General features: G+C 43.2%; 29 protein-coding genes, 1 other RNA gene and 1 riboswitch. Of the genes, 8 read left to right on the forward strand and 22 right to left on the reverse strand.

Annotated features, from left to right (window positions below; all coding sequences use genetic code 11):
• Positions 1 to 41: 41 nt before the first annotated feature.
• From pbuX to kdgR, 7 genes are all read right to left on the reverse strand, one after another.
• Complete coding sequence (pbuX, locus tag KXZ66_RS11635) at positions 42 to 1,358, reverse strand: xanthine permease PbuX (RefSeq protein WP_029726797.1); 1,317 nt, start codon at positions 1,356 to 1,358, stop codon at positions 42 to 44.
• On the reverse strand, positions 1,355 to 1,939 hold the full coding sequence (gene xpt / locus KXZ66_RS11640) for a xanthine phosphoribosyltransferase (protein ID WP_032726019.1): 585 nt from the start codon (positions 1,937 to 1,939) through the stop codon (positions 1,355 to 1,357). Before xpt ends, pbuX begins: the two co-directional genes overlap by 4 nt.
• Before the next feature lie 90 nt (positions 1,940 to 2,029).
• A riboswitch (purine riboswitch) is annotated at positions 2,030 to 2,129 on the reverse strand.
• Between the two features lie 141 nt (positions 2,130 to 2,270).
• Entirely contained in the window at positions 2,271 to 3,776 is a 1,506-nt protein-coding gene (ypwA, locus tag KXZ66_RS11645; RefSeq protein WP_219144551.1) for a carboxypeptidase, read from the reverse strand.
• Between the two features lie 112 nt (positions 3,777 to 3,888).
• On the reverse strand, positions 3,889 to 4,881 hold the full coding sequence (gene kdgT / locus KXZ66_RS11650; RefSeq protein WP_015714144.1) for a 2-keto-3-deoxygluconate transporter: 993 nt from the start codon (positions 4,879 to 4,881) through the stop codon (positions 3,889 to 3,891).
• A 44-nt stretch (positions 4,882 to 4,925) separates the two neighbouring features.
• Positions 4,926 to 5,516, reverse strand: a complete 591-nt coding sequence (eda, locus tag KXZ66_RS11655) for a bifunctional 4-hydroxy-2-oxoglutarate aldolase/2-dehydro-3-deoxy-phosphogluconate aldolase (protein ID WP_029726795.1) — start codon at positions 5,514 to 5,516, stop codon at positions 4,926 to 4,928.
• 1 nt (position 5,517) lies between these two features.
• Positions 5,518 to 6,492, reverse strand: a complete 975-nt coding sequence (gene kdgK / locus KXZ66_RS11660) for a 2-dehydro-3-deoxygluconokinase (RefSeq protein ID WP_015251846.1) — start codon at positions 6,490 to 6,492, stop codon at positions 5,518 to 5,520.
• A 37-nt stretch (positions 6,493 to 6,529) separates the two neighbouring features.
• Positions 6,530 to 7,549, reverse strand: coding sequence for a pectin utilization transcriptional regulator KdgR (gene kdgR, locus KXZ66_RS11665; protein ID WP_015383935.1), 1,020 nt, complete (start codon positions 7,547 to 7,549; stop codon positions 6,530 to 6,532).
• Between the two features lie 221 nt (positions 7,550 to 7,770).
• Here kdgR and kduI point away from each other — a divergent pair, with 221 nt between their 5' ends.
• Both kduI and kduD read left to right on the forward strand, forming a co-directional pair.
• Positions 7,771 to 8,598, forward strand: a complete 828-nt coding sequence (gene kduI, locus KXZ66_RS11670) for a 5-dehydro-4-deoxy-D-glucuronate isomerase (protein ID WP_015251844.1) — start codon at positions 7,771 to 7,773, stop codon at positions 8,596 to 8,598.
• Between the two features lies 1 nt (position 8,599).
• A complete protein-coding gene (gene kduD, locus KXZ66_RS11675; protein WP_049141306.1) occupies positions 8,600 to 9,364 on the forward strand; it encodes a 2-dehydro-3-deoxy-D-gluconate 5-dehydrogenase KduD in 765 nt (254 codons plus the stop codon).
• 41 nt (positions 9,365 to 9,405) lie between these two features.
• Here kduD and KXZ66_RS11680 read toward each other — a convergent pair whose 3' ends face one another.
• A complete protein-coding gene (locus KXZ66_RS11680; protein WP_014477152.1) occupies positions 9,406 to 11,331 on the reverse strand; it encodes an ATP-dependent DNA helicase in 1,926 nt (641 codons plus the stop codon).
• Positions 11,332 to 11,433: 102 nt separating this feature from the next.
• Positions 11,434 to 11,625: a hypothetical protein gene (locus KXZ66_RS11685; protein WP_003246090.1), complete on the reverse strand. Its 192-nt coding sequence runs from the start codon at positions 11,623 to 11,625 to the stop codon at positions 11,434 to 11,436.
• Positions 11,626 to 11,788: 163 nt separating this feature from the next.
• On the opposite strand from KXZ66_RS11685, the gene KXZ66_RS11690 reads away from it, so the two are divergent.
• Positions 11,789 to 11,941 (forward strand): YpzG family protein, encoded by a 153-nt coding sequence (locus KXZ66_RS11690; RefSeq protein ID WP_010327933.1) that lies wholly within the window; start codon positions 11,789 to 11,791, stop codon positions 11,939 to 11,941.
• A 52-nt stretch (positions 11,942 to 11,993) separates the two neighbouring features.
• On the opposite strand, the gene KXZ66_RS11695 is transcribed toward KXZ66_RS11690, so the two are convergent.
• The 9 genes from KXZ66_RS11695 to KXZ66_RS11735 form a co-directional block, all read right to left on the reverse strand.
• Positions 11,994 to 13,151 (reverse strand): THUMP domain-containing class I SAM-dependent RNA methyltransferase, encoded by a 1,158-nt coding sequence (locus tag KXZ66_RS11695; protein WP_021481520.1) that lies wholly within the window; start codon positions 13,149 to 13,151, stop codon positions 11,994 to 11,996.
• Positions 13,152 to 13,251: 100 nt separating this feature from the next.
• An RNA gene (gene rnpB / locus KXZ66_RS11700) (RNase P RNA component class B) lies at positions 13,252 to 13,632 on the reverse strand.
• Between the two features lie 65 nt (positions 13,633 to 13,697).
• Positions 13,698 to 13,994 carry a cell division regulator GpsB gene (gpsB, locus tag KXZ66_RS11705; protein ID WP_003225629.1) on the reverse strand — a complete coding sequence of 99 codons (297 nt, stop codon included), beginning with the start codon at positions 13,992 to 13,994 and terminating at the stop codon, positions 13,698 to 13,700.
• 75 nt (positions 13,995 to 14,069) lie between these two features.
• Positions 14,070 to 14,615, reverse strand: a complete 546-nt coding sequence (locus tag KXZ66_RS11710) for an SLOG family protein (RefSeq protein ID WP_038828609.1) — start codon at positions 14,613 to 14,615, stop codon at positions 14,070 to 14,072.
• 88 nt (positions 14,616 to 14,703) lie between these two features.
• Positions 14,704 to 14,931 carry a spore coat protein CotD gene (gene cotD / locus KXZ66_RS11715; RefSeq protein ID WP_010886551.1) on the reverse strand — a complete coding sequence of 76 codons (228 nt, stop codon included), beginning with the start codon at positions 14,929 to 14,931 and terminating at the stop codon, positions 14,704 to 14,706.
• 83 nt (positions 14,932 to 15,014) lie between these two features.
• On the reverse strand, positions 15,015 to 15,143 hold the full coding sequence (locus tag KXZ66_RS11720; RefSeq protein WP_003230707.1) for a hypothetical protein: 129 nt from the start codon (positions 15,141 to 15,143) through the stop codon (positions 15,015 to 15,017).
• Between the two features lie 100 nt (positions 15,144 to 15,243).
• On the reverse strand, positions 15,244 to 16,485 hold the full coding sequence (gene mrfB, locus KXZ66_RS11725; protein WP_219144553.1) for a metal-dependent exonucleaseMrfB: 1,242 nt from the start codon (positions 16,483 to 16,485) through the stop codon (positions 15,244 to 15,246).
• 15 nt (positions 16,486 to 16,500) lie between these two features.
• Positions 16,501 to 18,750 carry an ATP-dependent helicase MrfA gene (mrfA, locus tag KXZ66_RS11730; RefSeq protein WP_219144554.1) on the reverse strand — a complete coding sequence of 750 codons (2,250 nt, stop codon included), beginning with the start codon at positions 18,748 to 18,750 and terminating at the stop codon, positions 16,501 to 16,503.
• A gap of 102 nt (positions 18,751 to 18,852) precedes the next feature.
• Positions 18,853 to 19,359 carry a PTS sugar transporter subunit IIA gene (locus KXZ66_RS11735; protein WP_120028600.1) on the reverse strand — a complete coding sequence of 169 codons (507 nt, stop codon included), beginning with the start codon at positions 19,357 to 19,359 and terminating at the stop codon, positions 18,853 to 18,855.
• 137 nt (positions 19,360 to 19,496) lie between these two features.
• Here KXZ66_RS11735 and KXZ66_RS11740 point away from each other — a divergent pair, with 137 nt between their 5' ends.
• Entirely contained in the window at positions 19,497 to 19,916 is a 420-nt protein-coding gene (locus KXZ66_RS11740) for an Hsp20/alpha crystallin family protein (RefSeq protein ID WP_219144556.1), read from the forward strand.
• A 20-nt stretch (positions 19,917 to 19,936) separates the two neighbouring features.
• Here the strand turns inward: KXZ66_RS11740 and KXZ66_RS11745 are convergent, their stop codons facing one another.
• Positions 19,937 to 20,314, reverse strand: coding sequence for a YppG family protein (locus KXZ66_RS11745; protein WP_004398696.1), 378 nt, complete (start codon positions 20,312 to 20,314; stop codon positions 19,937 to 19,939).
• Between the two features lie 187 nt (positions 20,315 to 20,501).
• Between KXZ66_RS11745 and KXZ66_RS11750 the strand changes: the two genes are divergently transcribed.
• Complete coding sequence (locus tag KXZ66_RS11750; RefSeq protein WP_003230690.1) at positions 20,502 to 20,690, forward strand: YppF family protein; 189 nt, start codon at positions 20,502 to 20,504, stop codon at positions 20,688 to 20,690.
• A 38-nt stretch (positions 20,691 to 20,728) separates the two neighbouring features.
• Here KXZ66_RS11750 and KXZ66_RS11755 read toward each other — a convergent pair whose 3' ends face one another.
• Positions 20,729 to 21,100 carry a YppE family protein gene (locus tag KXZ66_RS11755; RefSeq protein ID WP_021481525.1) on the reverse strand — a complete coding sequence of 124 codons (372 nt, stop codon included), beginning with the start codon at positions 21,098 to 21,100 and terminating at the stop codon, positions 20,729 to 20,731.
• Positions 21,101 to 21,145: 45 nt separating this feature from the next.
• The gene (locus KXZ66_RS11760; RefSeq protein ID WP_021481526.1) at positions 21,146 to 21,391 is read right to left on the reverse strand and encodes a DUF5446 family protein; all 246 of its coding nucleotides are present in this window, start codon (positions 21,389 to 21,391) and stop codon (positions 21,146 to 21,148) included.
• Between the two features lie 198 nt (positions 21,392 to 21,589).
• Between KXZ66_RS11760 and sspM the strand changes: the two genes are divergently transcribed.
• The gene (gene sspM, locus KXZ66_RS11765; RefSeq protein ID WP_003225606.1) at positions 21,590 to 21,694 is read left to right on the forward strand and encodes an acid-soluble spore protein SspM; all 105 of its coding nucleotides are present in this window, start codon (positions 21,590 to 21,592) and stop codon (positions 21,692 to 21,694) included.
• Positions 21,695 to 21,718: 24 nt separating this feature from the next.
• Here the strand turns inward: sspM and KXZ66_RS11770 are convergent, their stop codons facing one another.
• Positions 21,719 to 22,681 carry a DUF2515 domain-containing protein gene (locus tag KXZ66_RS11770; protein WP_021481527.1) on the reverse strand — a complete coding sequence of 321 codons (963 nt, stop codon included), beginning with the start codon at positions 22,679 to 22,681 and terminating at the stop codon, positions 21,719 to 21,721.
• Between the two features lie 40 nt (positions 22,682 to 22,721).
• Between KXZ66_RS11770 and recU the strand changes: the two genes are divergently transcribed.
• Together recU and KXZ66_RS11780 are read left to right on the forward strand one after the other, a co-directional pair.
• Positions 22,722 to 23,342, forward strand: a complete 621-nt coding sequence (recU, locus tag KXZ66_RS11775) for a Holliday junction resolvase RecU (RefSeq protein ID WP_219144557.1) — start codon at positions 22,722 to 22,724, stop codon at positions 23,340 to 23,342.
• 21 nt (positions 23,343 to 23,363) lie between these two features.
• Entirely contained in the window at positions 23,364 to 26,105 is a 2,742-nt protein-coding gene (locus tag KXZ66_RS11780) for a PBP1A family penicillin-binding protein (RefSeq protein ID WP_219144558.1), read from the forward strand.
• The last annotated feature ends 55 nt before the right edge of the window (positions 26,106 to 26,160 follow it).

Below are 26,160 nucleotides of genomic sequence, written 5' to 3' on the forward strand. Positions count from 1 at the left end.
ACAATCTTTTTTATATGCAAAAAAACTCCGCCGCGGCGGAGTTAGACTGCTGTTTTTTGTTCAGCGAGGTCAGCTTCTTGTTCTGTTTTTTTAGCTTTAGAAAAAACGTTATATACAATATTTAAGACGACTGCAGTAAAGCTGCCCGCCACAATGCCATTCGTTGTAAGCAGCGTTAAGGCACTCGGAAGCTGTTTGAAAATATCCGGCACAACGGTCACACCGAGCCCCAATCCCACTGAGCAAGCAACAATCAGCAGATTTTCCTGTTTCGCAAAATCAATGCGGCTGAGCATTTTAATTCCGTAAGCAATCACCATTCCAAACATCGCCACCATTGCACCGCCCAAAACAGCGGATGGAATAATGGTCGTGAAAGCAGCGATCTTTGGAAACAGCCCAAATGCCATTAGGATCACACCTGTGACCACAATGACGGCATTTTTTTTGATCCCTGTGAGCTGAACAAGCCCGACGTTTTGAGAGAATGCCGTGTAAGGAAAAGCGTTAAAAATACCTCCCAGAAGCACAGCCAGTCCTTCAGCTCGATAGCCTTTAGACAAATCTTTCTCTGTCAAACGGCGGTTTGTCAGGTCACCTAAAGCAAAGTAAACACCAGTTGACTCCACAAGGCTGACAATTGCAACGATGGACATCGTAATGATAGGCGCTGCATGAAAAGACGGCGCGCCGAAGTAAAATGGCTGAATCATTTGAACAACTGCCGCGTCCGAAACATTATCAAATTGAACTTTCCCCATAAAATAAGCGATGAAGGTGCCAATCAAAATACCGATCAAAATCGAGACGGACTTGATAAAGCCTTTTGTAAAACGGTACAGAAGCACAATGATACTCAACACGGTAAAAGCAAGAGCAAGGTTGGAGAGATCTCCGAAATCTGCACTTCCTTCTCCGCCGGCCATGTTATTCATGGCAACCGGCATCAGTGTAATACCGATAATCGTAACAACAGAGCCTGTCACGACCGGCGGAAAAAACGATACGAGCTTTCCAAAGAAAAATGAAATAAGAATGACAAGAATGCCTGAAGCGATAATGCTGCCGTAAACTGTTGAAACCCCATATTCAGATCCAATCGCAATCATTGGCGATACAGCTGTAAAGGTACATCCAAGCACTACCGGAAGCCCGATCCCAAAAAATCGGTTGCTCCACACTTGCAGAAGTGTAGCCACACCGCACATAAAAATATCAATTGATACTAAGTAAGTCAGCTGCTCGACGGTCAGTCCCATTGCTTTTCCGACAATCAGAGGAACGACAATGGCGCCGGCATACATGGCGAGAACATGCTGAATCCCTAAAGACAGCGTTTTGCCGAATCCATTTCTCATGAATGAACCTCCTGTACGAAGGACACTTTTCCTTCTTCTAAAGACTGAATTCTTGCCAAAGATTCCACTCGGTAGCCCAGTTTTACAAGTTCTTCTCTTCCCGGCTGAAATGACTTTTCAATAACAATGCCAATTCCCGCAATAGAAGCTCCCGCTTGCTTCACAATCGACACAAGCCCGTGCGCTGCCTGTCCATTTGCCAAAAAATCATCGATAATCAGCACATGATCCTGTTCCGACAGGTGGGTCCCAGACACTGCGATTTGGCTTTCTGTTTGCTTCGTAAAGGAATAAACAGACGCTGTCAGCAAGTTGTCGGTGAGTGTTAACGATTTATGCTTTCTCGCGAAGACAACTGGCACACCCAGCTTCAAGCCCGTCATTACAGCGGGAGCAATACCTGATGATTCGATTGTCACAATTTTGGTAATACCGTCTTTTGCAAATCTGGACGCAAATTCGTCACCAACTCTCTGCATAAGCAGCGGATCAATTTGGTGATTCAAAAAAGAATCCACTTTCAATACCTGATCAGATAATACGACGCCTTCTTCCTCTATTTTCCGTTTCAGTGCTTCCATCCTGTCTTACCTCCGTTATGAGAATAAAAAAAGCATTGCCCGCTCAAATAAAGAGCAAGCAATGCTGATATCACAAAAAACCGTACACGTGCGGTTCCATTGCTCACCCATAGTCGGACATTTACGGTGCCCGGTAGAAACTTGCGTGCCATATCCACGCGATTATATGAGTGTTCCTATTATATTGTAATAAATTATATCAAGATTCTAATCTCTTGCATAGGCTGAAAATAAAAATTCCCGAACTTTATTTTTGTTTTTTTAGATATCATTCGTATTTCAAGGGTATACGATATAAAAGAGCCTGACGACCGCGCCGCCAGGCTTTTGATTATGACAGATAGAGATTTGAATATTTGTTTGATAAATAATCAATTAAATAGCGAACATTCAGCTCTTCTCCTGTTGCATCTTTAATAATGTCTAACGGCTTTTTCCGTTTTCCGTGAATGTGCACCTTTTCCGTCAGCCATTGCTTTATCGGATGGAACTCTCCTCTTTCCAAGAGAGCGTCAAATTCAGGGAGATCCTCAAGCATTTTTTGTTTCAGCTGAGCCGCATACATGTAGCCGAGCGCATAGGATGGGAAGTAGCCGAAATCACCACCTGCCCAATGGACGTCCTGTAAAATCCCCTCTGCGTCGGTCTGCGGTGTAATCCCTAAATAATCCTGGTATTTTTGATTCCAAAGCGACGGCAGATCTTCCACAGACACTTCATTGCTGAAAATCGCTTTTTCAATTTCATAACGGATGATGATATGAAGAGGATACGTCAATTCATCCGCTTCGACCCTGATAAATGAAGGTTTTGATTCATTGATTGCCCGGACAAAATCATCCAGGGAGATGTCCTTGAACTGTTCAGGTGATGCTTCTTGAATCTTCTGATAGTACGGAGTCCAAAAATGCTTGTTGCGGCCGATAAAATTCTCGTAAAATAATGATTGCGATTCATGAATTCCCATTGATGCGCCGTCTGACAAGTTCGTGCCACTGAGTGCTTCATCAATATTTTGCTCGTAAATCGCGTGCCCGCACTCATGAATGGTGCCAAAGATCGCCGTCCGGAAATCTTTTTCATCATATCTCGTCGTGACCCGAACGTCTCCCCGATTCAGCGTAGTTGCAAACGGATGAACGGTTTCATCAAGTCTTCCGCCATCAAAATCGTAGCCAAGCTCCTGTAAAAAATACAGACTGAGCTCTTTTTGCTTTTCTTTCGGGAACGCTTTTGTAAGAAAGCTTGTATCTGGTTTATTTCCGGAAGCTGTCACCTGTTTAACAAGAGGGATAATCGCTTCCTTCAGCTCAGCAAACAGCTGATCAAGCACCTTTACCGTGACGCCGGGCTCAAACAAATCAAGCAATGCATCATAAGGATGCTCTTGATATCCCCAATACGTAATAAAACGTTTATTGAATTCAATCAGCTGTTCTAAATAAGGAGAAAACAAGCTGAAATCAGATTTTCCTTTCGCTTCCTCCCACGCTGTTTCTGCCTTTGAACACAGAATCACGTATACTTTGTATTCAGCCTCAGGGATTTTCTTATTCTCTTCATACTCTTTTTTCGCCAGTTCCACTGCTTTTTTCGTATCTTCCGACAAGTCATCTAATCGTTCATACAGGACATCGATAAGCTCCTTCATTCGATCTGATGTTTGGATATTGAATATATCTGTTGAAAGCTGGCCGATACTTTCGGCACGATCCTCTGAGCCGTTTTTCGGCGCGCCTGTTCTGGAGTCCCAGTGCATTAACGCAACTGCTTCGCTGTAATGTGAGATTCTTTTTAAAAGATCAAAAAATTCTTTTTCATATGTATGTATCTCCATATCCATTCCCTCCCTATTCTAGCCGTTCCATTACAGGCTAATGGAAGGGGGTATGAAAGTCAAATTGTTTGTATAAAAGGCTGCCGGTATGTTTTTATGGCAGCCTTTTTATTCAGTTGATCGTCATTTGATTTTTTGGCGGAGGTGTTCTCCGCTTTTTCTGCTTGATTTTTTTATCTACCCACACTGTTGCCAGCGGGGTTAAGAGCGAGGTGACAATAACGCTTGTCGCGATAATTGCAGTTGCCGACTCAGCAACTGGCGCAAATGAGGCATTCGCTTCCGCTAATGCATATGGCACGGCTACAGCCGCCCCTGCCGTAGAAGAAGCGGCCACTCCCGCCACACCATCTCCCCGCGCAATAAAACGATCAAGCAAAAACAAGGAACTGCCCGATAAAATGACGACAGAAACTCCGATAAAAATGCCGAGCAGCCCTGATTGGATCAGCATTCCAAAATTCAAGGTATTGCCGAGCGAAAAGGCGAAAAATGGAATGATCGCCGGCACAACCTTGCTGAATAAGTCTCTGAGATCATGATCCAGATTTCCAAGTATACATCCAAGTAAAAACGGGATGACTGTCGCTGCCAGCGTTTCCCATGGGAATGCGGCAAGTCCCGTCACACCAAACGTCACCATGGTCATAAAAGGACCAGATTCTGTACTGATAAAGGCGAAAGCGCCCGCATCCTCTTTTCTTCCCATATGGTTCATGAGCGCTAAATACAGTCCGCCGTTCGTTTCATTCATTACCGCGACAATTGCTAAAACAGAAAGGCCTGCAAAAAAGCCGGATTGTATGCCTTCGTCAGGGATAAATTGCGCTGCGATCACGCCGAGCAGCGCCGCAAATCCGATCTTCCCCAATAATAACGTGATTCCTTTTCTTGCGATATAGCCTGAAGAACGAAAATCAATCGTTGCTCCTACGCAAAAGATAAAAACACCCAGTATCGGCAGCGTTCCGGTAATCAAAGCACCCGTAAACCCTCCAAAGAACTCCGCTGTTCCAGGCGCAAACGTGTTGAGCGCCGCTCCAAGAAATAGCGGAATAATCATCATTCCGCCAGGTACCCGTTCAATTGTCGCCTTGATTTTCATATTGTGGATTCTCCCATCCTCCGGTTATGAAAAAACAATTCCACTTACACTTGGAAAACAGCCTGCAAATCCTCTTTTGAACAGCTGCCCAACTGGCTGCCGACTCCGACGGCGCCAGCTCCGGCTCTAAGCCAATCAGGCACTTCAGACGGATGTATCCCGCCTGTCGGAATAAAGGTCACCTGCGGGAAAGGACCCGCTAAATTTTTCATAAACGGAATGCCAAACACACCGCTTGGGAACAGCTTTAATGTCGTGAACCCGAATGTCAACGCTTCCATAATTTCGCTCGGAGTCAAGACTCCGGGGATATAATGTGTCTTTACAAAAGATAGATGTTCAGCAAGATCAGCTGAAAAACCCGGACTGACAATAAACTGCGCGCCAGCCTCAGCAGCTTCCCCAGCTTGCTGCGCGCTGATGACCGTGCCCGCGCCAATTAAAATATCTTCCCTATTACGGAAGGATTCGATAATATCTGATGCCCCGGGGGTCGTATACGTCACTTCAACTGCACGAATCCCTTTATCTAATAAACTCTCAATCTGCTGACAGGCCTCCTGCTTATCCTTTGAACGAATGACTGCAATCAGCTTTGCTTCTTTCAGACGGTTTTCAACGACTTTGGACTCCATATTAATAATCCCCTTTCTTTTGGTGAACCGTTCTTTGAGCAGATAAAAAAGAAGCTAATTTCTCCCTGGTCGGCAAACCGTCCATATCCCCCGGTGCCTGCACTTGCAAAGCGCCAATCGCATTTCCCCTTTGCACCGCATCCTTGTACGACAAACCGTCTAGGATACCGCTGATTACACCGACTGCAAATCCGTCTCCGGCGCCGACCGTATCAACCACCCGGTCGACCCGGCAGCCTTCTAGAAATCCTTCACTTGTCCCCGTTTTAAAGTAAGCGCCTTCTTTTCCAAGTTTAATAGCAACAAAGCTGGCACCTTTTTTCAAATAATAGTCGGCAATGCCTTCAGGTGTTTTTTCTCCGGTCAATAGCTCTCCCTCTGCGATACCCGGGAAAAACCAGTCTGCAAGCCCAGCCAGATCATTGATTGTGTGTACCATTGTTGCTTGATCAGGCCAAAGCGAAGGTCTTACATTAGGGTCGAATGAAATGGTCTTCCCTGCGTTTCTCATGTCGTTCATGACATGATACGTGAAGTCTTTCATCTCGGCTGATAAAGCAGGCGGAATGCCTGTCACATGCAAATGGCCTGCGCATTGAAAATAATCTCTTGGATATTCAGCTGAAGTTAATGTGCTTGCAGCTGAGTTTTTCCTATAGTAGGTAACTTGCGGGTCGCCTTCTTTCACTTTTGACTTCAGCAGCAGCCCGGTGGGATTTTCGTCCTGCGAGCGGATCACGCGGGACACATCCACTCCCTCTTTTTTAAGCTCTTGTAAAATAAACGTTCCGAGCTGATCATTGCCGACCTTGCTCATCCATCCCATTCGGAATCCGAGTCTGGCAAGGCCGCAGGCGACATTGCTTTCTGCTCCGGCAAGCCCTTTAGAAAAAGTGGATACTTCATGAAGGCCTCCATACTCATTTGCATAAAACATGGCCATTGATTCCCCGAATGTCACCGCATCAAGCTTCATCTCTTCCCAACCTCCTCTTAGTTGAGGGCACCTAGGATTAAAGTGACTTTCTCATGATGACTTTTGCCTCTAATTCAATGGTTTGAGGCGCTCCTTTGTCACCTTCAATCCTTTTTAATACACGTTCCATCGCCGTCCTGCCCATATCATGTGACGGCTGGGCGATCGTTGTAATACCTGGACCGATCAGTTTATACCATTCCGTATCATCGAATCCTGCAATCCCTATATCTTGAGGGATGCGCAGGCCAAGCTCTTCCATACAGCTGATGATTTTCAGCATAATCAAGCCATTCAAAGCCAGAATCGCTTTTTTTTGCTCCGGCATTTCCTTGTGAAAAGAACGAAGCGCCGCCTTAAGCTGCTCCTTGTCCTTTACGTCAATTTCATGCAATCTGACAAGCCCGTTCACATTTTGAACCGAAGCCATTTCCTGATACACAGCTGCTCTTTCTGCACGAGGGCTGATAGAGGAAATCGGTTCGGTAAACAGCGCGACATCAGTATACCCTTTGCTGTACACCTTCTGAAGAATCTCTTTTGTGATCCATCTGTTGTCAGTCGTTACGGTATCCAGTTTCAGATCCGGCAGTTTCCGGTCAATTAAGATTGTTGGAATTTGCTGTTCAGCAAAAGCGCGGAGTACATCCTTGTTTTCCCCTGTTGCGTTTAAAATCAAGCCCTCAACCGAATGGGCTTCTAGCTTTAAGAGCATTTCCCGCTCTTTTTCAGGACTGTTATCTGTATTGCACACCATAATGCTGTATCCATATTGATCACAAACCTCTTCGACTCCCCTGAAAGCAGCGACTGAAAAAGGATTTGTAATGTCAGCCACAACAAATCCGATTAACTTGCTTTTTTTTATTTTCAAACCTTGTGCCATTTTACTCGGCCGATAATTCAATTCTGCGATTGCCTTTTTAATGTTTTTCACTTTTTCAGGAGAAATCGCGTCAATTTTTCCGTTAATATAGCGGGAAACTGTCGATTTCGAAACTCCTGCACATTCAGCTACATCTTTGATGGTTGTATGGCCTGTTGTTTTCTTTTTCATTCAAGTGCTCCTGTATCTCATATATTTGAAACCGATTTCAAAACCGTTACAACAAAAGGATACCATAATTTTAGAATTTGGAAAGAGTTTTTTTAATAATGTGTCAATTCATTATTTTTCCGTTGACTCTTTTCACTATTTATCCTAAAATTTTCTTTGAAACCGTTACCAAAATATTTTCATTCAAGTGTTGCTGAAATCCTAACCAAGGGGGAAATATAATGGAAAATCGTTATTCTGTACATCCTGAACAAGTAAAACGCTTTACAACAGAGGAGCTTCGCAGTCATTTCTTAATGGATCCTTTATTTACAGAAAACAAACTTACGATGTATTACTCACATGAAGACCGGGTTGTCATCGGCGGAGCGGCTCCAGGGCAAAGTGAACTGAAGCTTGATGCAGGTGATTTTCTAAAAACAGACTTCTTTTTGGAACGGCGTGAAATCGGGATTATTAATGTCGGCCAGCCTGGTGCCGTTAGAGTCGGCGATGATGAATATGTGCTTCAAACAAAGGATTTTCTCTATATCGGAATGGGTAATCAGGATGTATCATTTTCAAGCCTGAACGGTGAAAAAGCGAAGTTTTACTTCGTCTCCGCTTGCGCCCACAAAAGCTATCCGACACAAAAAGCCGCCCTAGCTGAACTGACACCGGACCGCCTTGGTGATGATGCAGCGTCTAATGTCAGAAGTCTGTACAAAGTCATTCATCAGGATGGCATTAAAAGCTGTCAGCTGATGATGGGAATAACGATGTTAGATCAAAACAACAACTGGAATACCATGCCAGCACACGTTCATGACCGTCGGATGGAGGCTTATCTTTATCTGGATCTTGAAAAGGACTCAAAGGTATTTCATTTCATGGGCCAGCCGGACGAAACACGCCATCTTGTTGTTGGAAATGAGCAGGCTGTCCTTTCTCCCGCCTGGTCTATTCATTCTGGCGCAGGAACATCAAACTATAGCTTTGTGTGGGCGATGGCTGGAGAAAATTACACATTTACGGACATGGATCTCGTTCCGATGGATGGGCTGAAATAAGATGGGTTATCTACATGACGCCTTTTCATTAGAAGGAAAAACAGCGCTGGTGACAGGCCCGGGAACAGGGATCGGTCAAGGTATTGCCAAAGCCCTAGCCGGGGCTGGCGCTGATATTATCGGCACATCACATACAAGCAGCCTGTCTGAAACACAGCAGCTTGTGGAACAGGAAGGCCGGATATTTACATCTTTTACATTGGACATGAGCAAGCCGGAAGCGATAAAGGATTCTGCAGCTGACCTGTTTGAAAACAGGCAGATCGACATCCTTGTCAATAATGCCGGCATTATTCATCGGGAAAAAGCGGAAGATTTTTCAGAAGAGAACTGGCAGCACGTACTGAATGTCAATCTACACAGCCTGTTTATTCTGACACAGCTTGCTGGCAGGCACATGCTGAAAAGAGGTCATGGAAAGATTATTAATATTGCCTCTCTCCTGTCTTTTCAAGGCGGCATCCTCGTTCCGGCTTACACCGCGAGCAAACACGCTGTTGCCGGTTTGACAAAATCATTTGCAAATGAGTGGGCAGCGTCCGGTATTCAGGTCAACGCAATCGCCCCAGGCTATATTTCTACTGCGAATACAAAGCCTATTCGGGATGACGAAAAGCGAAATGAGGACATTTTAAAGAGAATTCCTGCCGGCCGCTGGGGCCAAGCGGATGATATCGGGGGGACTGCAGTCTTTTTGGCATCACGTGCTTCAGATTATGTAAATGGACATATTTTAGCAGTTGATGGCGGCTGGCTATCCCGCTGACAAATAAAAAAAGCTGACGAACGACCGTCAGCTTTTTTCCATTACATCATGTGCGGTTCAACAGGCAAGACCTTTTTGACCTCATCAATGATGCGTTCATTTTCTCCGCCAGCGTAAATGTGAATCGAGCCGCTGTCTTGATTCGAGCGAATCAGGCGCCCGATGCCCTGCCGTACACGTAACAACATATATGGCAGATCAACTTCTTCGAACGGATCTTTTTTCGCTCCGTTGCGCTTCGCTGTAAATACAGGATCGTGTGGCGGGAACGGCAATGACCAAATGGTAACATTCTTCAATGCGTCACCGGGAATGTCGAGTCCTTCCCATAAGTGAACTGAACAAAGTACTGTTTCCTCTTCCTCTTGGAATTTCTCTACTAAGCTGCTGATTTCCTCATCACCTTCGAAGAAAATTGGATACGGCAGCTCCCATGCCGCCGACAGCTCTTTAAACTCGTTTAATTCTTCAAAAGAAGGGAAAAGCACCAGCGTTCTTCCTTTGTAACGTTTGATTGTTTCAATCGTTTCAGCCGTTTTTTGTTCAGCGGCCATATCTGTTTTTGCGTATAGATTAATACTCATTTGCTCGTCATAATCATAAGGGGAATCAACAGTTAATGACAAATAATCATGAATCCCAAGACTGTCGGCAATATAATCAAACGAACCGCCTTCTGACAGCGTAGCAGAAGAAAAGATATAAGGAATTTTCTTAGAAAACACTTTTTCGCCAAGTACTTCTGCTACCGTTCTCGGCATCACGACAAAAGTTGATTCTGCTTCCTTTTTCTCCAGCCAGCTGATCGCATCCTTTTGATATAGAGATAATGAATACGCCATTTGTTCAACATATTCTTCCACTACTGACAGCTCGTATTGATCAATCGTATACATTTCAGACTCAAATACAAGTGCCTCACCGATTTTATCAAGTAAACGGCAAAGCTCGTCCGCCGCCTTTTTGACACGCTGGTCATTTTTTATTTCTAAACGGTGTGAACCGGCTACTTCCTTTGATTCTTCAGAAAGAACATAGAAAAATTCGTCGTTTGCGAGAAGCGCATCTTCAATCAATTCTGCAAACTCTTCTCTGATGTCATTTTGCAGCAATCGTTCTAAAAACAATTCAAGAGTAGACTGCTTCACTCTATAGGTTAGCGCTTTTTGCGCAGCAAACTCTAACAAGTGCCCCTCATCAAATACAACTGCACTATGATCAGGCAAGAGCGGCAGCTGGCCCTCTCGTTTGCGTGATTCTTCCGTCCACACATGCTCCATATAAAAATCATGGGAACAAATGATTAAGTCCGTTGACTTGCGGTAGTAATCTCTGGAAAGTGTCAGACCGCATCTGTGTCTCATATCACAAGTCAGACAGTCCTGAAACGAGTCGTAGCTTACGTCAGACCACTCTTCATTCGATAGATTTGCGTACTGCTTACGGTCGCCATACGGATAAAAGCGCTGCATCGCCTGTGACTCGTGGACAAATGACGGTAACGACTCATAAAGATCCAGCCATTTATCATCATCAGAACGCTGCATTGTTTTTTCAAGCTTCTTCAAGCATAAATATTGCTCATGTGATTTTGACAGCCTTGTATCAATTTTCAGATCAAGATGCTCAGCCAGCTTAGAAATATCGCCCTCTTTTTTCACCAGCTGTTCAATTAATGTTTCATCTGCACAAGCGATGATGGCGGGTTTGCCGACATACCTTGCATAGCTGATTGCAAAAAGAAGATAAACCAGCGTTTTCCCCGTTCCCACTCCAGCTTCGGCGAACATGACTTTTTTCTCTTTAAACGCCCGCTCCAGCTGAAAAGCCATAAATACTTGCTCGTCCCGAAGATCAAACCCTTTTTCGGGAAGGATATCGTAAAACACGTCACCAATCCAATTGTTCAATTCTTCATAAAAATTCTTTGTTTTCGTTAAAGAAAAAGGCAAACGTGATGTTGTCACCTAGTTCCAACCCCCAACTATTCGACATTCAGACCACCAATAATATCATTTTCCGCTGATGAATACAATAAAAAAACTTGGCAATGCCAAGTTTTTTGCAGTTTACTTACGATTGATCACATGCGACGATAAAAAAGGATGGTCTGTTGAATAAATATGTTCTACCGCTTTTTCTAAATCAGTTTGCGCATGCGAAATCACAGACGGAGACGAATCAGTCCCGAGCTCCTTCAGCTCGTTTGCTGTTGCGTCAAGCGCCCTTTGAATAAGATTAAAATGTTCGCTGTTCAGCATGAGATCACCTCTGATGGAAATAATCATCATTGTATGCGAACTTTTCATTTTATATACATGCTTTACCGCATGTTATCACCGAAACATGCACAAACTACACTTGATATTCCGTCTCCGGATTATCCGTCTTATCAACAATATTCTATCAGGGAGTGATGTTGACATGAGTTATAGAAACCGATTAGATCAGCATTCTGAACTGTTTCATCACAATTGGACGCGGCCTAAACGTTCTAAGTCTCAAGTAAACGGTCACACTGAAATGTCCCAAACCAACATTATATTGAGAAGCAACGCGAAAGCTCACCGTTGGTAACGATAGAATAGGGCTGAAAGATGAAAGAAGACGCATGCAGAGCGTCTTCTTTTTATGCGTTTTCTGTTTTCTTTCGCTGCGGCCTTACTTTTGACCAATATTGATAATAATCCGTTTTAATAAACCCGTTAAAGAGCTTTCGTTTCTTCGTTGCTTTTCTGCCATATGCTTCCTCAAAGTTTTCATTTGATGTCAGCATATACACAGACCAAGTATCAAGCGGCTCGAACGCCTTCCCCATTTCTTTGTACATCTGCTCAACGGCTTTTTTCTCGCCGAGACGCTCTCCATATGGCGGGTTGCCGACAATTACGCCAAATTCCAGATTTGTGGTAAAGTCTTTGACCTGCATCTGTTTGAACTGGATTAGATCTCCCAATCCTGCTTCCTCTGCATTTTCTTTTGCGATTTGAACCATGCGGTGGTCTATGTCGCTAGCGAAAATTGTAAGCGGCTGATCATAATTTGCCTTTTCTTCGACTTCAAGCCGCGCTTTGTTCCACAGATCTTTACCGATCCATTCCCAATCCTCTGAAACAAAATCGCGATTGAATCCCGGGGCGATGTTTTGGCCGATTAGCGCCGCTTCTATCGCGATTGTTCCGGAGCCGCAGAAAGGATCAACAAACGGGCGGTCAGGCGTCCAATTGGTTAATTGCACCAAAGCGGCAGCAAGTGTTTCTTTAATCGGCGCACCGCCCTGATCGACACGGTATCCTCGTTTGTGAAGGCCTGTCCCTGATGAGTCCAGTGTAATCAAAGCCTGATCTTTCAATAAAGAAATTTCGACTTTATACTCGGCACCTGTTTCTTCAATCCAATCATTGGCTTTGCCGGACTGCAGCTTGAGTTTTTCGACAATTGCTTTTTTGACGATCCGCTGACAGTCGGGAACGCTTGCAAGTGTTGATTTTACCGATTTTCCGATGACAGGGAATTTCCCGTTTTCAGGTATAAATGAGCGCCAGTTAATCGCTTTCGTTTTTTCAAACAGTTCATCAAATGTTTTCGCTTTAAAAGAAGCAACCTGAACCTTTATGCGGTCGGCTGTTCTAAGCCAAAGGTTCGCACGGCAGATGGCAAGTGCATCACCTTCAAAAATAACTTTCCCGTTATCAACCTTGCATTCGTATCCTAAATCTCGTACTTCCTTTGCGACAACAGCTTCAATGCCCATCGGCGCCGTTGCAATTAGTGTATACTTCTTCATCGTATCACCCTGTCTTTTAAAACTTTTCTCTTTTCAAGATAAAAGCTCTCCTTATACGGGAGAGCTTGTTTTCATCATTTTAAATGTAAGTGGTCTAACGTTCTGTAAGCCATGTTTTGTTCCGTCGTACTGCAAACGGCTCATCACCTCGTACTCAGGCGGCAATCATCTATCTACAGAAAGCATTCTGTCCTTCTCTCCGTTGAATTCCGTTAAGAAGGTTCCCCTACCAAAATTTGGGTTTCTCGCTCGAGGGGTTTACCGCGTTCCACTCTCACCATTTCTAGTGAGACTTCGTCACTGTGGCACTTTCAAGGATACTCAGCCATATCCGAAGACGTAGGCTTTTTTCCTGCCGTCAGCCTCTAAAGACTGCCCTAGCTTATGACTTCGCTAGGCACGAACACTACGGGCATCTCAGCACCGTGCGAGCATGGACTTTCCTCTACAGATTCAAGATCTGCAGCGATTACCCGAACGTTAAGAACATGAATTATTATATAACAACTGATTACAATTTACAAGCGCCATTTTTTTCAAGCGTGATCAATCATAAAGCTTGCTGCCAAAAACGTGTTTTTCTAAGTTAGACAGCCGTTTTAAAATATCAAAGTTTGTTGTGTTAGATTGCACAGGCTGTTTTTTGCTTGCTTCTTCAAGCTGTTTTTTCAGCTGCAGATTTTCCTGCTGCAGTTCTTCAATTTCTTGATGGAAGGTTTCATAATCCTTAATAATCATATCTAAAAATTTGTCAACGTCTTCTTGCTTGTAGCCTCTAACGCCTGTTTTAAATTCTTTTTCCAAAATTTCTTTCGCAGAAAGCTTTACTTTATCAGCAAGCATCTTTTTCACCTCGTATCGTGAATCATCACATATATTTTTTCAGAAATCTGTACGGTTGTCAAATTTCTCTTATTGCTATGAGTAGCTGTCTTCCTCTACTGTCACTCTCAAGTCATCCATTGTAATAAAGTAGATGGGATAGCCATCCTTTTCGCGCCTTTTTTCCGCTGTCCCAAGCATATACTTAGGGGAGCCTTCCTTTTCCGGGTCATATAAAAGCAGAAGCCCGTCGGACTTATCAATGAAGAACTGATTTTTTTGTTTGAATTGAAGCGGGCTTTCATAAGGACGGTGAGTCAGGCTTGCTTCATAGTCTGCCTGAGCCAGAACTGCTTCATACAGTTCCTTATTCGGTTCTTTCCAGTTCTTTTCCTGCTCGTAAAATGGTGTGATGACAGCTACCTTTAAGTCAGGGTATTCCTCCTGCAAATCATATGCAGCTTCTGCCGCCCACAGCTCCGCTCCAAGCTGGCCCGAAATTAAAATCCATTCTAATCCTTCATCCAAAAAAGCAATCAGCCGGTTCTTAATGGCTTTTTTTATGTAATACAGCGCCTTGTCATCCTGCTTAAATATCCCGAGTTCAAACGGTTTATAGCCCGTAATTGCCAGTACTTTCATCATTTCACCTGCTTTAAAAAATGGGGCTCCCGTGGGCCCCATTTGTTGTGCTGCATTGTTTACACCATCAAGCTGCACGTTTTCCATACTAGTAGTCGCAGCAAGGTTTTCCTGCTTGAAAATGCTGATGCGTAGCCGGGTCAACATTTGAGAAAGTGTGTGGAAAGTAGTGAACGTGCTGAAAATGCTGGTGGTTTACGTTTGTTGTATGCTGTGGGTGAATGTGCGGCACGATAGTCTTCGAAAACGTATGGTGTTCACAGCAATGAGTAGGATGGACAATTGGCGCCATCATATGCGGTCTGCAGTGATGCATGATAAAATCCCCTTTCCATAAACTTTATTACAATACTAAGCTATGAAAAATAAGGGGTACATGTTCTGATGCAAAGACCTATTTTAAAAGTGTGCAATTAAGCTGTCTTTAAAGTTTGAAAACACAAAAGCAATCAAAAATACCACAACAAAGAACAAGTAAAAAACACCCTTATACATACCAACTCTCCCTTTAAAAATAACTAACGTCATTTTACAGGATTCGCCGCTATTCTACAACAAAATCAATGTGAATTCAGCAAAAAAAATTCATGGCGAAACAAGTCGTCTTTTGCGCTTTCCCGGGGAATATTTAAGAGGAATATTTCCTCTTCAGCCGGGCAATTCTCACATGCAGTTTTTCAGTTTCTTTCTTTGATAAGCATGCCGCATCGCTAAGCAATTGCTCTGCTATTTGCAATGCTTTTCCGAATTCTTTTTTCTTATGCTCAAAATATTTCGCGAGCTCTATTACAGCAGCGTATCTGCACTTCTGGTTTTGCGAGCGGGACAGCTTTTCCCAAAGCGGCACTGCTTCTTCCAAGCGGTTTTGTTTTTTGTACAGGAGCGATAAATCCAGCCGTGCACTGTCCTGATTCTCAAACGATTTTTCTATAAGCCTTTCCAACTGCTTGATCGCTTGATCCGTTTCTTTATGAGCCATAAACCATTTCGCCATAGCATAGGCTTCACTGTGTTCTTTTGGCGCATGTGATTCTGAAAGGATTTTTTTAGACATATGGATGTACAATGAAATGAGTGATAACACATCCATTTCATTATGATGCAGGACACCTTTTAAAAGATCCGGCTCTTGCGCCTTGATAAAATGAAAGTAAAGCATTGGCGCCAAGTAGCCCGGTGTGTCTTCTAGTCTGCGGATGCCGAGCTCCTCTTTTTCAACCGTGCCAAGAGATACGCGGTCCATTTTGTGTTTCCACAGGCGTCTAGCTCCATGCAAAAGATCAAAGTGGCCAAACTCCGGAAGCTTCGGAAGTCTGTCACGGATCAAGGTGTGCCTTGTTTTCACCTGCGGCCAATCAAAGGCTTTGCCGTTGTAGGTCACAAGTGATGTAATGTCAACCTCGCTTAAAAAGCTTTGGTACAAGGCGACTTCGTTCCCCGGTTTGGGCAAAAGATGCTGTTTGACTGTCACTCGGTCTTCATATACTCTCGCATGCCCAAGCAAAAAAATGGTATTCCCAGCTCCACCCCCAAGACCGGTTGTTTCTGTATCAAAGAAAAAGAGGTTGTTTTTGTTATACCCTTTTGCTGACAACGTATGCGACAGGCCGCTTTGATTCCACAGTGTGATCACTTCCTCAAGCTCAGAAAAGCTGTATAACCCATGGCGGTGAGAAAGCGGATATTCTACTTCTCTGATGAGGCAATATTCATCTTCGAAGATGAAAGGCTTCATGCCAAAAGCCTCCCACTCTTCTAAAAACGGGATGTCATCAAAGTGGTTTTCTTGTTTGCCTGCTTCTATTTTTTGTTCTCCTTCATCGAGCACCATGTGCTTTTTCATCCGCTGGAGTTTCCCTTTTAATGACATATCCGGTCTCCCTCCTTACGACATTTGATCCAACAGCTGCAAAATTCTTTCCTTTGCTTTTATCCCTTCTATTTCCGTACCTATACAAGACGGACAGCCGTCATGACAAGGACAATGTGTAATCAGTTGTTTCGCCGCTTCATTAATGTCTGAAAAACGTTTAAAGACTTCCTCCGCCAAACCGATACCGCCCGGATAATGATCATATAAAAATATGGTTGGCAATCCGGTATGGGCTGCTTTGATTTGAGAAACAACATGAACATCATTTCGATCACACATGATATACACAGGGACAATATGCTGCAGCACATTCGAGATGCCAAGAAGCAGCTGTTCCAGTGTCTTTTCCCCGATGTCCTCATCCGCTGTTTTGATTTCGAGCCAAGCTGCACTTGTATGCAGTTCTTCTTCCGGCAAATGAATAGGTCCAGACCCAATATTTTCAAAAGTGGTCATTTTTATTTTTTTAAAAATGGTCGGCAGGGCATTGACAGTGACGTCTCCGTAGTGCAATGACGTACGGCTTTTTTCTTTCGTTTTATCGATTTCTAATACCTTCAGCTGAACTGCCAGGTTTGCATCCGTATAATATTCGACATCGACTTTTCTGACATACGCCTTTTTATGCTCCCAATCGAGCTTCTCAACTTGATACTGAACGCCTTCATGCAAATAAATTGCTTCATCATGTAAAAGCGTCATCGCACTAAAACGGTCCATTTCACCGATAATCCTTACATTTGCAATATCCGACTGATCAACTATAACGACATTTTCCTGGGAGGCGGAACGCAAACTGATGTTTGAAGCAGGGAACGACTCACTTGCCCAATGGTACCGTTCGCCGTTGCGGTGAAGAACAGCCTCTTCCTGAAGATACTCAAGAATATCACTGACTTCCATGGCTCCAAATTCTTCATCAGCTCTAAAAGGAAGCTCATAAGCCGCACACTTTAAGTGGTCTACTAAAATAATCAAATTCTCCGGATTGATTCTTGCAGATTCCGGCGAACGATTAAAGAAATATTCAGGATGCCGCACAATATATTGGTCAATCGGTGTTGAATTGGCTACCATGATAATCAAAGATTCACCGTGTCTTCTGCCGGCTCGTCCCGCCTGCTGCCAAGCACTTGCAACACTTCCGGGATACCCCGTCATTACACACACTTGCAGCTGGCCGATATCAACACCAAGCTCTAATGCATTCGTACTGACCACTCCTAAAATGTCGCCTTCTCTCAGTCCTTTTTCGATTTCTCTTCGCTCTTTCGGCAGATAGCCTCCCCGATAGCCTCTGATTGATTTTGTTCCAATCTCTTTTTTCACAAGCTCCTGAATATGGCTTAAAATAATTTCCACCCGAACTCTGCTTCTGGCAAAAACAATGGTCTGCACTTTGTTTTTAAGGAACTCTTTCGCCAGTTCATTCACTTCTGCGGTTGCGCTCCTTCTAATATTCAGCGGTTTGTTCACAATTGGCGGATTGTAAAACACAAAATGCTTGCGTCCGCTCGGTGCGCCGTTGTCATCGACCAGCCGCATCGGTTTGCCTGTCAGCTGCTCTCCCAATTCCTTTGGGTTGGCAATTGTTGCGGAAGTACAAATAAAAACCGGATCACTTCCATAAAACCGGCAGATCCGCTTTAGCCGCCGGATCACATTTGCTACATGGCTGCCGAACACACCTCGATACGTATGAAGCTCATCGATGACGATATACTTAAGGTTTTCAAACAAACTGACCCATTTCGTATGATGCGGTAGAATGGCAGAATGCAGCATATCGGGGTTTGTAATGACAATATGACCTGCTTTTCTCACCTTTTGTCTGATTGCCGGAGACGTATCCCCGTCATATGTAAAGCTTTTAATATCAATGCCCATTTCATCAATAATTTCATTTAACTCGCTCTTTTGGTCTTGTGCCAGCGCTTTAGTCGGAAATAAATATAACGCCCGGTTTGTTTCATATTGGGCGATGGACTGCAGGACTGGGAGGTTGTAGCATAACGTTTTTCCTGATGCTGTTGGCGTTACGGTAACGATGCTCTCTCCTTTTTGCACATATTGAAAAGCGGAATATTGGTGAGTATATAATTCATCAATGCCCCTTTTCGAAAGGGCCGCTTTGATTCTCTCGTCTATACTTTCGGGCATAGGCCTTGTTTTTGCTTCCCGAGGCTCAATTTCATGCCAATTCACAACGTTTTCATTTCCTTTTAAATCAGAAATGAGTTCAGTCAGTGATTTCTTTTTCATTCTTTACACCTCTTTGTCAAGTACAGTTTACCGAATATTTGTTTGCATGGCTAGGTGCAAATTTTATACAGTTGAATAAAAAAAGCAAGGCATACGCCCTGCTTATTTCGCTTTTATTGTAAGGAGCTTTGATTCGCCTTTACGAGCGGCCTTTTCGCCTGCCGGTACCATTGATCCTACAGCCTCACCATTCATTATAACGATTGGGATGACTGTGCTGCTCGCTTTTTCTCTTATTAATTCCAAATCACATGTAATCAGCGGGTCACCGACCTTCACTTTATCCCCTTCTTTAATGTGGGCAGTAAATCCTTCTCCGTTCATATTGACTGTCTCCAGCCCGACATGAATTAACAGCTCAATTCCCGAGCGAGTCCGAATGCCAACGGCGTGTTTAGTGTGGAAAATCTGAATGACTTCACCTTCAGCGGGAGATACGATTTCACCGCTAGAAGGTTCCACCGCTATTCCTTCTCCCATCATTTTCTGTGAAAAAACAGGGTCCGGCACATCTGACAGGTCCATTACTGTACCGTCTGCCGGAGAATAAATAACCTCTTCTGTCACCTTTTCCTGAGTTTTGCCCATTCCGAATAATTTTTTCAGCAATGTATTTTCTCCCTTCTCATTCACTTCAACCGTTATCCCTTCATTCACCACTATTTAACCACACTTTCAATTTTGCTTCAATTTATAACAACATCTGGCATAGACGCATAATCTGGTTAAAAAAGGCGGTGGCGAAATTGGAATTCTATGATGACAAAAAGAACGAACTGCAAAAGAAAGAAGAAATCATAACGGAGGCAATCGACACTCTTTTCCAATCCTCAGCGTTCGGCAACCTTATAAACGGATTTCAGAACCTGATCAACTCGAGTTTAAAGGATGTGCAGACGACCATACATGTCAGAGAAAAAGATACTGGGCTGTATATCGATATTACCATACCGGCGACGTTTCGAGATGGCGAGATCGTCGTTGATGTTAAATCGAGGTATCTCCATGTAACACTCCACGAAAAACAGAAACACCAAAATGAGGCTACCTTTACAAGCATGACAAGAACGGTTCAGCTGCCTTATGAAGTTCGCCAAGAAGATATGGAAACGTCTTGGAACGAGCAGACAATGACACTTTTCTTTCCAAAAAATAAGCATGAATGAACGATTCATTCATGCTTCTATCATTTAAAAAAGCTGGTAAATCCCTTTATTAAAGATCCGACCTGATTCATTGCACTCATTACTTGACCTGTCGTATCCATCATTTTATTAAAATCAAATTGCCCATTGGCTTTTTTGAACTGCGACATAATGCTTTGAAATTGCGAAGGCTGCTGTTGATTAGGCCTTGGGATAGGATAAGGGTTAGAAAATACAGGCGGCTGCATAGGCATAGGCTGGATCGGAGCATAAGGCTGATAGTAATCCTGCTGTCCATAATGCTGCTGAGGCAGTTGTTGCTCTAAATAACCGGGTGCAGCCTGCTGATAATATCCTTGCATATGCTGAGGATAATAATAGCCCATTTGCCGAGGATAGCTTCGAGAGCTCCCGTTCATTGCGATTCCCCCCTAAACACAACATATTTCTCTTCTATATATGTATGAATGACTTCTATTGTTTGTGTCACAAGTGATGATTAGCATTTGTCAAATTGTGTCGAAAGTTTAAATTTTTTAAAAACAGAAAAAAGTCGAATCATTATGGTACCATATTTTCAATACAGATGAGAGGGGATGCACCATAATGAACGTATCATACTTAAGCAAACGTTTTGCAGAAATGAAGAAATATGAAACAGACTGTATGAATAAACTGATGGACTTTGCCAAGTTCCTCTATATTCAAGGACATCTCAGCATAACTGAGTTTCGTAACAGTATGAAGGTTCTCGAAGCAAATGGAGCAGAAAGCCCGGCATATGAGATGAATTAACGCCCGGCCCCCTATAAAAAAGAAAAGAAGACAGCCTTTTACCGGCTGTCTTCTCTTGCAATTTCATCCTTTACTGCGTGCAATGTATAAAGGACTGACTCAGTGATGTCCTTGAACCGTTTTTTATGAATATGATGAACATATGATTGAAGGACCAATTCCAGGAAATTATCCTTTACGGTCTCAATTTGCTCTTTATGCACATATTTAGGCCGGCGGACTTTTATCAATTCAAGAGCACCCTCTGCCCAGCGAGCGGCCAGTTCATCATTCTCTTCAACTGCAGGCTTTATCGTCTCAAAAAAATCATAAGAATGATTACTGTTTTTCCCTTCCTGATACCGATCAGCGCCTTTTTCAGCAACTTCAATCATTTGCTCGGTCATTTCCAGCAAAGTTTGTGATAGCAATATCTTTCACCTCAATGCCTATCGTACCAAATTTCACTCGCAAATTCAGCCGATGCGGTATACCTTCTCAAACGCATACCTGTGTTCAGGCGATTGATACAGCTCATTTATACAAATATGAAGATCTATGATTTCTTCTTCCAGCACACTCAGGCGATCGTTTTCCGTTTCCCGCATCTCAGCCTCTAATGCATTTACAGAATGATTCAGGCTTTGCTCAGCTCGCGTTAATTCATCTTCTATATCAGAAAGCATACGGAGAATATCTGTCTTGCTAACATAACCGGACATTCGTGTACCTCCCTTTCCTCGTCTCTCCCGGTTAAAATTCTTTGCTCTCAAGGCTCTTTCCTTCCTCATGACAAAACTAGAAGCAAATCGCCAAACAAACAGGTATTCCACGAAAAGCTGAAGTTTTCGACAAAAACACCCGCAAAAATTGTATGATCCTCCTCGTTAATGCAAACGATACTTGTGAGGAGGTGCCGTATGAAAACAAGACCGAAAAAAGCCGGCCAGCAAAAAAAGACTGAATCAAAGGCAATCGATTCTTTAGATAAAAAATTAGGCGGCCCGAACCGCCCTTCTACGTAAGAAGCAAGGAATTTCCTTGCTTCTTTATTTTTTCAGCCACTGCTCCACCGCAAAAAGCGCATGAAGCTGGCGCTTTTTATGTAAATACCAGTCTGTCAATTCAATCTGCTTCGGCAATTCCTCGCGCCTAAAGAACGTTTTCTTTATCTTTCCATGAAACCAATCTGTTTTCGTTCCGTCTAATGAGTGGATTAACTCAGGGTAGCATGTCCTTAGCATAGGAGATGTTCTTTTTGTAATCCCGATTATCTTTTCCATATCAAAACGGGAACCTGTGTGCGGCACTGTGTGCAAAAAGTGATAAAAAGAGGAGAACAATTCTGGCTTGAACAGCAATTGAGACAGCTGCTTTCCCAGCCTTATCCTTTCCTCCGCCTTTGAAAAGCGTTTCACTGAAATGCCGTAAAGAAACCCATTTGAGGAAGGAAAAATAACGGTGTTAAAATGTAACCAATCACTTAAATAAAAAGGAATCGTGTCAAAAACATTCTTTTTAAACGAAGGATTTTGTATAATAGGTGTTTGGATAGTGTTTTGTTCATTTATAATGAGGGCATACATTAGCCGCTCCGTATTTCGCTCATGCCAAAAACGGGTCCATTCTTCCGTCATAAATTGTGAGACGCCAAACACATGCAGCAGATGAAACAGCGGTTTCCCGACTCTTTTTGACCATTGGTATAATAGAAGCTGCGGATAGGCATCCGAAAATATAAGCCAGTTCGCTCTTTCATAGGCTAAAAAGAACCATTTTTGCTGTCTCTCACGGAGTCCAAGCTGAAACAGACTGCCTTTTAAGTCAGTCATTGACCAGCCGGCATTACGAGAAACGAAAGAAGCCAAAAGCGACCATTTGATTTCCGGATGACGGTCGTAAAATGCTTTATAAGCATTTGTTCTTGAAATGTTATCCGCGTTTTTTATTTTTGTCTGCCGCTCAATTCGGCTCAGAAGCTTTCTGATGGTCTGTTGTTCTTGCACGTTCATTCACTTCCGTCATGATTAGTTTAATAAGGAGGATGAGAAAGTGATTCGGTATCCTAACGGAAAAACATTTCAGCCGAAACATTCGGTTTCATCCCAAAACAGTCGGAAAAGGGCCCCGTCTTACAGTAATCGCGGAATGACCCTCGAAGATGACTTAAACGAAACGAATAAGTATTATCTGACAAACCAAATTGCCGTTATACACAAAAAGCCGACACCTGTTCAAATTGTAAATGTCCATTATCCAAAAAGAAGTGCCGCAGTGATTAAAGAAGCTTACTTTAAACAATCATCGACAACAGACTACAATGGGATTTACAAAGGGCGGTATATTGATTTTGAGGCGAAAGAAACGAAAAACAAGACCTCTTTCCCCCTGCAGAATTTTCATGACCATCAAATCGAGCATATGAAGCAGGTAAAGGCTCAAGACGGTATTTGTTTTGTTATTATATCCGCTTTCGACCAGGTTTATTTTTTGGAAGCCGATAAGCTGTTTTATTTCTGGGACAGAAAAGAAAAAAACGGCAGAAAATCAATTCGAAAAGATGAGTTGGAAGAAACAGCTTATCCGATTTCTCTTGGATACGCACCCAGAATTGATTATATTAGTATTATTGAACAGCTTTATTTTTCGCCATCATCTGGTGCGAAAGGTTGATTAACGAAAGGTTGAGATGTTATGTCAGATCAATTTAACAGCCGTGAAGCTCGACGAAAAGCGAACAGCAAGTCGAGTCCTTCACCGAAAAAAGGCAAGAAACGAAAAAAGGGCGGATTGTTTAAAAAGACCCTTTTCACTTTACTCATTCTGTTTGTTTTAGGCGTAGTCGGCGGTGCTGTTACATTTGCCGTTATGGTTTCAGATGCGCCTTCACTAGACGAAAGCAAATTGAAGACGCCTTATTCATCAACGATTTATGATAAAAACGGAAAAGAAATTGCTGAATACGGTTCCGAAAAGCGGTCCTACGTCTCAATAGATGAAATACCTGATGTCGTAAAAGAAGCCTTTATCGCGACAGAAGACGCACGTTTTTACGAACACCACGGGATTGACCCTGTCCGTATCGGAGGTGCCCTTGTCGCCAACTTTAAAGACGGCTTCGGAGCTGAAGGCGGAAGTACGATCACCCAGCAGGTCGTCAAAAACTCCCTTCTTTCACATCAGAAGACATTAAAACGGAAGGTACAGGAAGTGTGGCTTTCAATTCAGCTGGAGCGCAATTACTCTAAAGATGAAATTTTAGAAATGTATTTAAACCGGATTTATTTTTCTCCTAGAGCATACGGAATCGGAAAAGCGGCGGAAGAATTTTTCGGCGTCACAGATTTAAGCAAATTGACTGTGGAACAAGCTGCGACACTCGCGGGTATGCCGCAAAGCCCGACAGCGTACAACCCCGTTAAAAACCCGGATAAAGCGGAAAAAAGACGGAACATCGTACTCAGTCTGATGAAAAAGCAAGGATTTATTTCTGATTCTCAATACAACAAAGCGAAAAAAGTGGCAGTGAAAGACGAAGGCGTTGTTTCACAAAAGGAATATGAAAAAAACAATTCAAACAAATACAGCGCGTTTGTTGAAGAAGTCATGAAAGAAATTGAAGAAAAATCTGATGTCAATCCAGGTACTGACGGATTAAAGATTTATACAACATTAGATACAAAAGCACAAGACAAACTAGATGAATTAATGGACGGAGACACTGTCGGATTTACTGAAGGCATGCAGGGCGGTGTGACGCTTCTCGATACCAAAAACGGAGAAGTCCGAGCGATTGGTGCGGGACGCAATCAGCCTGTCGGAGGCTTTAACTATGCTACTCAAACTAAGGCACAGCCTGGTTCAACCATAAAACCGATTTTGGACTACGGACCAGTTATTGAAAATAAGAAATGGTCCACATACGAACAAATTGATGACTCAGCTTATACGTATTCTAACGGAAAACCGATTCGTGATTGGGACCGCAAATATCTAGGGCCTATCTCAATGCGTTACGCTCTGGCCCAATCAAGAAATATACCTGCTTTAAAAGCATTCCAGGCAGTCGGTAAAGATACTGCTGTAGACTTTGCAAATGGACTTGGCCTTGGTTTAACAAAAGATAATGTAACAGAGGCCTATTCTATTGGCGGTTTCGGTGGGAACGATGGTGTTTCTCCTCTGACAATGGCAGGTGCATACAGCGCGTTTGGAAATAACGGAACGTATAATGAACCGCATTTTGTAAAATCTATCGAATTTAACGATGGCACGAAGCTTGACTTAACACCAAAATCAAAATCAGCCATGAGTGATTATACTGCGTTTATGATTACAGATATGCTGAAAACAGCTGTGAAGACAGGTACTGGACAGCTTGCACAAGTACCTGGTGTAGAAGTTGCAGGAAAAACAGGAACGACTAACTTTGATGATAATGAAGTCAAAAGGTACAATATCGCTAGCGGTGGCGCCCGAGATTCTTGGTTCGTTGGCTACACACCGCAATATACAGCTGCCGTCTGGACGGGTATGGGAGAAAACGAAGCTGGAAAGAAATCACTTTCAGCTGAAGAGCAAAAAGTTGCAAAGCGCATCTTCGCCCAACTCATCGCCGATGTCGATGACGGAAGCGGATCATTTGAGAAACCTGACAGCGTAGTGGAAGCCTCTGTAGAAAAAGGCTCAAACCCTGCAAAACTGGCAGGGCCAAATACGCCAAGCGATAAGAAGCTCACAGAGTACTTTGTTAAAGGCACAGCTCCTTCTACTGTTTCTAAAACATATGAGAAAGAAGAAAAAGAGGAAACAGCTAAACTGTCTGGTTTAAACGTGAAATACGATAAAGACAATCAATCTTTAACGTTAAGCTGGAATTACGACGGTGATGCGACCTTTGCTGTTAAGCAATCTGTTGACGGCGGCAGCTACTCGGAAATTCAAAACAGCTCTGCAAAAGAGGCAGTCATTTCGGGTGTGCAGCCAGGATCTGTGTACAAATTCGAAGTAACAGCCGTCAGTGATGATGGCAAAAGTACAGCTTCCACATCTTATGAGGTGCCAAAAGCTGAAGACGATGAAGATAAAAAAGACCAGCAACAAACGGATGATGAAAAACAAGATGAGAAGACTCAGGATGATACACAAACTGATGATTCTCAAAAAGATGACGGTCAGACGGATCAAGATCAGACAGATGATTCAACAAATGATCAAGACAAAAAACAAGACAACACGAACACCAATCCGTCTGACAACAGTAACCAAGACCAATCTAACAATAGTAATAACAATAACAGTAATAACCAGGATACGTCGGATGGTGATTCGAACTCAGATACGAATGACTCAACAGGTACTGACACGAATAAAAATAAAACAGACACATCTAATAAAACACAAACAAACTCATCATCAATTGAAAAAACAAATTAACCAAAAAAGCCGTCACCTTTGGGGTGATGGCTTTTTTGGTACACAATAAAAAACC

Origin of the sequence: Bacillus sp. LJBS17, from assembly GCF_019334685.1 — a bacterium.
Lineage (GTDB): Bacteria > Bacillota > Bacilli > Bacillales > Bacillaceae > Bacillus > Bacillus subtilis.

What these genes read in the sequence shown, in the direction of transcription:
- kdgT (WP_015714144.1), bottom strand. Translation starts at nt 4,881, where the DNA reads ATGAAAATCAAGGCGACAATTGAACGGGTACCTGGCGGAATGATGATT.
- KXZ66_RS11695 (WP_021481520.1), bottom strand. Translation starts at nt 13,151, where the DNA reads ATGAAGAAGTATACACTAATTGCAACGGCGCCGATGGGCATTGAAGCT.
- KXZ66_RS11745 (WP_004398696.1), bottom strand. Translation starts at nt 20,314, where the DNA reads ATGAACGGGAGCTCTCGAAGCTATCCTCGGCAAATGGGCTATTATTAT.
- KXZ66_RS11690 (WP_010327933.1), top strand. Translation starts at nt 11,789, where the DNA reads ATGAGTTATAGAAACCGATTAGATCAGCATTCTGAACTGTTTCATCAC.
- pbuX (WP_029726797.1), bottom strand. Translation starts at nt 1,358, where the DNA reads ATGAGAAATGGATTCGGCAAAACGCTGTCTTTAGGGATTCAGCATGTT.
- KXZ66_RS11720 (WP_003230707.1), bottom strand. Translation starts at nt 15,143, where the DNA reads ATGACGTTAGTTATTTTTAAAGGGAGAGTTGGTATGTATAAGGGTGTT.
- mrfA (WP_219144554.1), bottom strand. Translation starts at nt 18,750, where the DNA reads ATGAAAAAGAAATCACTGACTGAACTCATTTCTGATTTAAAAGGAAAT.
- gpsB (WP_003225629.1), bottom strand. Translation starts at nt 13,994, where the DNA reads ATGCTTGCTGATAAAGTAAAGCTTTCTGCGAAAGAAATTTTGGAAAAA.
- KXZ66_RS11780 (WP_219144558.1), top strand. Translation starts at nt 23,364, where the DNA reads ATGTCAGATCAATTTAACAGCCGTGAAGCTCGACGAAAAGCGAACAGC.
- KXZ66_RS11750 (WP_003230690.1), top strand. Translation starts at nt 20,502, where the DNA reads ATGAACGTATCATACTTAAGCAAACGTTTTGCAGAAATGAAGAAATAT.
- ypwA (WP_219144551.1), bottom strand. Translation starts at nt 3,776, where the DNA reads ATGGAGATACATACATATGAAAAAGAATTTTTTGATCTTTTAAAAAGA.
- cotD (WP_010886551.1), bottom strand. Translation starts at nt 14,931, where the DNA reads ATGCATCACTGCAGACCGCATATGATGGCGCCAATTGTCCATCCTACT.
- kduI (WP_015251844.1), top strand. Translation starts at nt 7,771, where the DNA reads ATGGAAAATCGTTATTCTGTACATCCTGAACAAGTAAAACGCTTTACA.
- KXZ66_RS11770 (WP_021481527.1), bottom strand. Translation starts at nt 22,681, where the DNA reads ATGAACGTGCAAGAACAACAGACCATCAGAAAGCTTCTGAGCCGAATT.
- eda (WP_029726795.1), bottom strand. Translation starts at nt 5,516, where the DNA reads ATGGAGTCCAAAGTCGTTGAAAACCGTCTGAAAGAAGCAAAGCTGATT.
- KXZ66_RS11685 (WP_003246090.1), bottom strand. Translation starts at nt 11,625, where the DNA reads ATGCTGAACAGCGAACATTTTAATCTTATTCAAAGGGCGCTTGACGCA.
- xpt (WP_032726019.1), bottom strand. Translation starts at nt 1,939, where the DNA reads ATGGAAGCACTGAAACGGAAAATAGAGGAAGAAGGCGTCGTATTATCT.
- sspM (WP_003225606.1), top strand. Translation starts at nt 21,590, where the DNA reads ATGAAAACAAGACCGAAAAAAGCCGGCCAGCAAAAAAAGACTGAATCA.
- mrfB (WP_219144553.1), bottom strand. Translation starts at nt 16,485, where the DNA reads ATGTCATTAAAAGGGAAACTCCAGCGGATGAAAAAGCACATGGTGCTC.
- kdgK (WP_015251846.1), bottom strand. Translation starts at nt 6,492, where the DNA reads ATGAAGCTTGATGCGGTGACATTCGGGGAATCAATGGCCATGTTTTAT.
- kdgR (WP_015383935.1), bottom strand. Translation starts at nt 7,549, where the DNA reads ATGAAAAAGAAAACAACAGGCCATACAACCATCAAAGATGTAGCTGAA.
- kduD (WP_049141306.1), top strand. Translation starts at nt 8,600, where the DNA reads ATGGGTTATCTACATGACGCCTTTTCATTAGAAGGAAAAACAGCGCTG.
- KXZ66_RS11710 (WP_038828609.1), bottom strand. Translation starts at nt 14,615, where the DNA reads ATGAAAGTACTGGCAATTACGGGCTATAAACCGTTTGAACTCGGGATA.
- KXZ66_RS11760 (WP_021481526.1), bottom strand. Translation starts at nt 21,391, where the DNA reads ATGTCCGGTTATGTTAGCAAGACAGATATTCTCCGTATGCTTTCTGAT.